Annotated in this window: 5 protein-coding genes and 1 pseudogene; 3 read left to right on the top strand and 3 right to left on the bottom strand. The window is 69.0% G+C overall.

All coding sequences use genetic code 11. From position 1 onward, the window contains the following. Window positions 1-117: 117 nt before the first annotated feature. Complete coding sequence (locus tag AB4Y86_RS10955; protein ID WP_441402262.1) at window positions 118-888, bottom strand: histidine phosphatase family protein; 771 nt, start codon at window positions 886-888, stop codon at window positions 118-120. 158 nt (window positions 889-1,046) lie between these two features. On the opposite strand from AB4Y86_RS10955, the gene AB4Y86_RS10950 reads away from it, so the two are divergent. Then, window positions 1,047-2,171, top strand: a complete 1,125-nt coding sequence (locus AB4Y86_RS10950; RefSeq protein WP_441402261.1) for a glycerate kinase — start codon at window positions 1,047-1,049, stop codon at window positions 2,169-2,171. Between the two features lie 43 nt (window positions 2,172-2,214). On the opposite strand, the gene AB4Y86_RS10945 is transcribed toward AB4Y86_RS10950, so the two are convergent. Continuing rightward, complete coding sequence (locus tag AB4Y86_RS10945) at window positions 2,215-2,718, bottom strand: DUF6328 family protein (RefSeq protein WP_441402260.1); 504 nt, start codon at window positions 2,716-2,718, stop codon at window positions 2,215-2,217. A gap of 220 nt (window positions 2,719-2,938) precedes the next feature. On the opposite strand from AB4Y86_RS10945, the gene AB4Y86_RS10940 reads away from it, so the two are divergent. Continuing rightward, window positions 2,939-3,472: a hypothetical protein gene (locus AB4Y86_RS10940; RefSeq protein ID WP_441402259.1), complete on the top strand. Its 534-nt coding sequence runs from the start codon at window positions 2,939-2,941 to the stop codon at window positions 3,470-3,472. A 178-nt stretch (window positions 3,473-3,650) separates the two neighbouring features. Here the strand turns inward: AB4Y86_RS10940 and AB4Y86_RS10935 are convergent, their stop codons facing one another. Beyond that, window positions 3,651-5,006: a uracil-xanthine permease family protein gene (locus AB4Y86_RS10935; protein ID WP_441402258.1), complete on the bottom strand. Its 1,356-nt coding sequence runs from the start codon at window positions 5,004-5,006 to the stop codon at window positions 3,651-3,653. A 132-nt stretch (window positions 5,007-5,138) separates the two neighbouring features. Here AB4Y86_RS10935 and AB4Y86_RS10930 point away from each other — a divergent pair. Further along, window positions 5,139-5,517, top strand: a pseudogene (locus AB4Y86_RS10930) (GNAT family N-acetyltransferase); the annotation flags it as partial.

Genomic DNA, 5,517 nt, shown 5'->3' with positions numbered 1-5,517 from the left:
GTCTTGCGCGCGCCGCCGACCACCAACACCGAGCCGCGGTCATTTTTGCTGGACCCGCCGCCAGGCAGCGGCCAGCCGCGCAACAGCGTCGGGGTTATCTGTACCGGGGGAGCCGGTTCAACGGGGGCGGACATCCGCGTCCCCTGCGTGTTCCGTGACTGCCACGCCCTGCTCCGCCAAGTGGTCGGCCAGATTGAAACTCTCGAGCTGCCACGCGCCGGTCCCGGCTGGCCGCACAAACCGGCTGATTGAGGCATTCAGGACGCTGGTCGTGGCGGCGATGTCCAGCAACTCGGTCTCCGTGAAGCCCTCCAAAATGTAGCGGAACAGCAGGATCAAGGCGTCATGGCAGACCAACAGGACTTCCTCGCCGGGGTGGTCCCGGTCCAGGTCCGCAAGCAGCGACCGGAGCCGCAGCACAACGTCGGCCCACGATTCGCCGCCCGGCGGCCGGTAGTAAAACTTCCCGAGCCACCGCCGTCGTTCGGCTTCCTGCGGCAGCCGCGCCTCGACCCCGGCGGAGGTCAGCATGTCCAGGATTCCGAGCTCACGGTCGCGGAGCCGTTCATCCAGCCGGATCTGTTCCCGCCACCCGCCGGTCTGCAGTGCCAGTTCGGCCGTCTGGCGGGCACGCGCGTATGGGGAGGACCACACGGCGCCGCGGCTCTGCTGGGGGACGCCGGCCAGCCGCCGGCCCAGGGCAAGTGCCTGCTCCCGGCCGGTGTCCGAGAGCCCGACGTCGGCGTCCCGCGCCGGGACGTTGATGACTTGCGCCCCCGTCTCCCGCGCGCGGGTGGCGGCCACGTTGCCTTCGCTCTCCCCGTGACGGACCAGAACGAGTCCCGTGATGCCGTGCCGGTTGCCGCCGGTGCGTCCGTTTGCGTCCATTCCGCTCACCGTTACCTCCTGTGCGCCGGCCCGCGGGGGCCCGGATCTGGTCCGGCCGTCCACGGGGGGTCCCGGGGGACCGGAAAGGCCCACGTTACTACCGTTCCCCTGACCTGTCGCGGTACGGAATTGACGGACCCGGCTGGCAGGATGGAGCCATGCGTATCCTGATCGCCCCGGACAAATTCAAGGGCTCCCTGACCGCCGTCGAGGCTGCCGCAGCTATCGCCGAAGGCGCGCTCCGTGTCTACCCCGACGCCGAGACCGTCCAGTTCCCGGTCGCCGACGGCGGCGAGGGGACCCTCGAAGCGGCCGTCGCCGCCGGATACGAGGAGCGCCTGAACGCGGTCGTGGGTCCGATCCTGGCCCCGGTTGGCGCGGCCTGGGCAATCCGCAAAGATTCCTTCGGCGGTGCAACAGCGGTCATCGAGACGGCCCAGGCCTCCGGGCTGGCCCAGATGGAACCAACACCCGCCAACGCCCTGCGGGCCCACAGCTACGGGTGCGGGCAGCTGATCGCGGCCGCTCTGGACGCCGGCGCCACCGAGATCGTGCTGGGCCTGGGCGGCTCGGCCATGAGCGACGGCGGCAGCGGCGCCCTGCGCGCGCTCGGCCTCAAACCCCTGGACGCCGCCGGCAACGTGGTGCCCCTGGGCGGCGGCTCGCTCGCCGAGGTGGCCGCCGTCGACGTCAGCGGCCTGGATCCCCGGCTGGCGACCGTGACGTTCAGGATTGCCGTGGATGTGCAGAATCCGCTCTACGGGCCCGACGGCGCCGCCCACGTCTTCGGCGCCCAGAAGGGCGCCGACGCGGACGCCGTGGAAGTCGTCGATGCCGGGCTGCGCAATTGGGCTTCGGTGCTGCGGCAGACCACCGGCCGCGACGTCAACGTGCCGGGCGCGGGCGCGGCGGGCGGCTTCCCGGCGTCGTTCCTGGCCTTTAGCAACGCTTCGCTGGAGGGCGGCTTCCAGCTCGTCGCCGGGCTGACCGGGCTGGCCGGCAAGCTGGCCGACGCGGACCTGGTGATCACCGGCGAGGGATCGCTGGACTCGCAGTCGCTGGCCGGGAAGGCGCCGATCGCCCTCGCCGATGCCGCCCGCGAACTCGGTATCCCGGTGATCATGGTCGCCGGCCGGATCCTGGTCACCCCCGAGGACCTCGCGCGGCACGGCGTGGTCGCGGCCGCCCAGCTCCTGGACGTTGCCCCGAGCCCGGCGGACGCTGTCGCGAACGCCGCCAAGTACCTGGCCTGGACCACCAGCCAGGTCCTCGAAGGGGCCTGACGAACCCGCACGCGCAGGCGCCGGTTTCGTAGCGCGGTTCGGCCTATTCCGGGCCGGCCCCGCGGCGGAGCCTGCTGGGAATCAGCACGAGCAAGACCAAGAGCACGGCCAGCAGGACCGCGCCGGCGGTAAGGCCGGCCGCCCGTCCGGCGCTTACGTCAAAGACGAGCGCGGAAGTTCCCACGCTCAGGAGAGCGACGCCGGCCAGGGCCGCCTTTGCGATCCGGTCCGCGCTGGACACCAAGGTCGCCTTCAGGCCTTGCCGGAAGAGCCGGCGATGTGCGCTGACCGGCAGCAGAATCAAGGCGGTGGTCAGGGCCGCGAGGACGACGTTGGACAGGTAGAGCGACAGCTCGAATCCGTCGAGTGTTTCGAAGCGGGACTGAAATGGGAGCGTCAGCAGGAAGCCGGCCAGAATTTGCACACCGGTTTGGAGCACCCGGAGTTCCTGCAGCAGTTCCGCCCAGTTGCGGTCCATCTTCTCGTCGAAGGTCTCGTTCCGCCCCGTGGTGCTTTCCCCATCCCTGGAATCCCCGGCCWGTGACATGGTCGCTCCTAGTCCAAGTTCACGTTAGTACTAAGCTTACTGACGATTTTCGGGTACGGTGGAAGAATAGACCGACACGTTTGGGCAGGTGGACTAGTGAGTGATTCAAAGCAGCCAGACCAGCCGACGGACTAGGGGTGGCAGGGCCTCTGGTGCCCTCCGCTCCCAGACCCGACGATCCAGATTCGACCGACCAAATGCAGAAAGCAGGAGGAACGACATGACTCAGGACAATCAGCAGGCCAGATCCGTCGAGGAAGAGGCGGGCGGCTACGGGACCCCCACCGCGGAGCAGGAACTACCCGGTGGGGACGCGAAAGCTTTCACGCAGCCTCGTGTCGAAGAGGCCTTCGACGCGGCGGGACTCAACCAAGACAGCTCCGACGGCGAAACATACCCGGCCGGGGCGCCGGATTTGAGCCAGTTTGGTGCGGAAGACCAGGACAGTGCAGGAGAACCCGGAGCCGGACGCTTCGGAGGAACGGAGAAACAAATGAACGCGGAAAACGAAAGCACTGAAGCAGGATTCGAGCAAGGCAACGAGGCGGCAGCCGAAAACGGCGGAGCGGTGCCCTCTTCGGAAGCGGAGATGGATGAGGCAAACACGGAGGAACCGGAGCCGGGCCGCCCCTTCTCCTCCGAGTCCGGCCAGGACGCCGCAGGCATCCCCGACGGCAGCGGCACCGACCTGCCGGAGGACAAGTCGCCGAAGGACCGCGGCCGCGACGACGCAGAGTCGTTCGACGCCGGCTAGGTAGCCCCAAGTCGAAGGCCGGCGCCCCGTCACCGAACGTGGGAGGGCGCCGGCCTTTTGCGCGCCGCGGGCGGGACGGTCGGCGTCCGGCTGCGCGCGGCGTGCGGGACACCGGCGGGGCGTCCGGCTGCGCGCGGCCTGCGGCCGACTGCGCGTGCGTGCGTCCCGCCGGGTTCGGCTAGCGGCGCTTCTTCGGGGCGCGCTTCGCCGCGGCGTTAACCGCGGCCCTGACGGCGGCGACGGGCACGGGTTCTTCGGTTTCCGGTTCGGCCACGGTGCCGCGGGCCTTCGCGATGGCCTTCATGCCGTGGTAGATCACCAGCGCAGCCGCCGACCCGAGCGCGATGCCGGTGAACTTGAGGTCGCCGATGGTCCAGGTGTAGTCGGCGATGCCGATAATCAGGGCCACGGCGGCGGTGGTGAGGTTGATCGGGTTGGAGAAGTTGACCTTGTTCTGCACCCAGATCTTCACGCCCAAGACGCCGATCATGCCGTACAGCATGGTGGCGGCGCCGCCCAGCACTCCGGCGGGCACGGTGGCGATCAGTTCGCCGAACTTCGGCGAGAAGCTGAGGACGACGGCAAAGATGCCGGCCACCCAGTAGGCCGCGGTCGAATAGACCTTCGTGGCGGCCATGACGCCGATGTTTTCCGCGTAGGTGGTGGTGCCGGAGCCGCCGCCCAAGCCGGCGAGGACGGTCGCGGCGCCGTCGGCGATCAGCGCGCGGCCGGAGACGCCGTCGAGGTTCTGCCCGGTCATCGCGGAAACTGACTTCACGTGCCCGATGTTCTCCGCCACCAGCACCAGCACCACCGGCACGAACAGGCCGACGACGCCGAGGTGGAATTCGGGAGTCTGGAAATGCGGGAGTCCCACCCAGCCGGCGGCGTCGACCTTGGCGAAGTTGACCTCGCCGCGGATCACGGCGGTGAGGTAGCCCGCCACGACGCCGACCAGGATGCTCAGGCGCCCCAGGATGCCGCGGAAGAAGACGCTGACGACGATGATCACGGCGAGGGTGACAAGGGCGGTGACCGGGGCGGCGTCGAAGTTGTTCTTGGCCGCCGGGGCCAGGTTCAGGCCGATCAGGCCCACGATCGCGCCGGTGACGATCGGCGGCATGAGGCGGTTGATCCAGCCCGCGCCGAACTTCTGCACGACGGCACCGATGATGGCCAGTCCGACGCCGGCCAGGACCACGCCGCCCAGGGCTCCGGGGATCCCGTACTGATGCTGCGAGGCCGTGATCGGGGCGATGAACGCGAAGGAGGAGCCGAGGTAGCTGGGGACCCGGCCTCGCGTGATGACCAGGAACAGCAGGGTGCCGATGCCGGAAAAGAACAAGGTCGTGGCTGGCGGCATGCCGGTGATGATCGGGACCAGGAAGGTGGCGCCGAACATGGCGACCACATGCTGCATCCCCACGCCGATGGTCAGCGGCCACGCGAGGCGCTCATCGGGCCGGACGACTTCGCCCGGGCGGATGGATTTGCCGTTTCCGTGGATCTTCCAGTTGGTGCCGAGCATGCTCATTGCAGCGGGCCTTTCAAGGGTGTGTGGCGGGGCCGGGAAGGAAATCTTCCGGTGCCACTTTACCGCCGGTGGACCGTGCCCGGCGCCGATAAGGCCAGCGGTGAGAACCAGCCCGCTGTACCGTGGGGTCCGATGACTATTTCGAAGCTCCTTGCGGCTTACGACCAGCAACTCCGGACCGATGCCGAGACTCCCAGTGCGATCGCCGTCGAACAGTTGGGCCCCCTGCGTCTGGTGACGTTCGCCGGCGGCCGCGGATTCGTGACCTATCAGGATCTGGCCGGAGCGGGCGCGGCCACGATCGCGCGCTGGGTGGCCGAAACCCTGGCCTTCTACCGTGCGGATCCGGCGATCGTGCGGGTCGAATGGAAGACGCGGGGCCATGACCACGCGCCGGGACTCCACGAGGCGCTGTTGGCGAGCGGGTTTGAGCCGGATGAGACTGAGTCCGTGATGATCGGGGCCGCCAGCGCGCTGGATGTGGAGGTGGACCTCCCGTCGGGGGTGAACC

The organism is Arthrobacter sp. 2YAF22_2, assembly GCF_052114645.1.
GTDB lineage: Bacteria > Actinomycetota > Actinomycetes > Actinomycetales > Micrococcaceae > Arthrobacter.
Note: the sequence above shows the minus strand (reverse complement) of the source record. Positions and strands in the feature narration are given on the sequence as shown.